Annotated in this window: 1 protein-coding gene; it reads left to right on the forward strand. The window is 72.4% G+C overall.

Annotation, left to right across the window (positions count from 1 at the left end; translation table 11 throughout):
- Positions 1–1,077, forward strand: a 1,077-nt coding sequence (gene mnmA / locus G6020_RS07720; protein ID WP_182610223.1) for a tRNA 2-thiouridine(34) synthase MnmA, incomplete at its 5' end; no start/stop codon positions are given.
- Positions 1,078–1,184 lie beyond the last annotated feature (107 nt).

Raw genomic sequence — 1,184 nt, forward strand, 5'->3', positions numbered from 1 at the left:
CGCGCCGTGGCCGCCGGGCACGAGGTGGTGGGGGTGCACCTGGCCCTCAGCGCGGACCCGGCGACCCTGCGGACGGGCTCCCGCGGTTGCTGTTCGCGCGAGGACGCCGGTGACGCCCGCCGGGTGGCCGATCTGTTGGGCATCCCGTTCTACGTCTGGGACTTCGCCGAACGGTTCAGGGCGGAGGTGATCGACGACTTCGTCGAGTCCTACTCCCGCGGTGAGACCCCCAATCCGTGTCTGCGCTGCAACGAGCGGATCAAGTTCGAGGCCCTCCTCGACCGGGGGATGGCACTCGGGTTCGACGCGGTGGCCACCGGTCACTACGCCCGGCTGTCCTTCGAGGAGACCGGCGCCGGGCACCGACGTCCAGTCCTCCGCCGGGCGGTCGATCCCGACAAGGACCAGTCCTACGTCCTCGGCGTGCTCACCCCGCAGCAGCTCGCGCACTCGATGTTCCCGCTGGGGGACTCCCACAAGTCCGAGGTCCGTGCCGAGGCCGAGGCGTCCGGCCTGCCCGTCGCGACCAAACCGGACAGCCACGACATCTGCTTCATCCCCTCCGGGGACACCCGTGCGTTCCTCGGCGCGCGGATCGGTCTGCGTCCCGGGGCGGTGGTCGACGCCGACACCGGTGACGAACTCGGTCGGCACGAGGGCGTGTACGGGTTCACGGTCGGCCAGCGCAAGGGACTGGGCCTGCCGGGTCCGGCGGCCGACGGTCGCCCCAGATACGTCACGTCCATCGACGCCGGCACCGGCACCGTGACCGTCGGGGGATCGGATCACCTGCTGTCCCGGGGGATGACCGCGACCTCGCCCTACTGGCTGGTGGACGACGCCCTCCGCGAGACCGAGTGTCTCGTGCAGATCCGCGCCCACGGTGAGGCGACACCAGGGCACGTGAGACGGGTGGGGGACGGGCCGGACGCCAGGTTGGAGATCTCCCTCGACGAGCCCGTGCGCGGCGTCGCACCCGGCCAGGCGGCCGTGCTCTACCGGCCCGAGCCCGGAGGCGACCGCGTCCTGGGAAGTGGCACGATCACCGCGTCCGTCCCGGTCGCGGGCACCCCGTGACCGCCGTCGAACCGGGTCACACCGGCCCCGGACCGATGCGGGGTGTCGACCCTCGGGAGGCCGCGCGGGTCGTGCTGGGTGAATGCCACGGGATGCCGTTCCTGCCC

The sequence above is a fragment of the Dietzia sp. B19 genome (genome assembly GCF_014145155.1).
Classification (GTDB): Bacteria; Actinomycetota; Actinomycetes; order Mycobacteriales; family Mycobacteriaceae; genus Dietzia; species Dietzia natronolimnaea.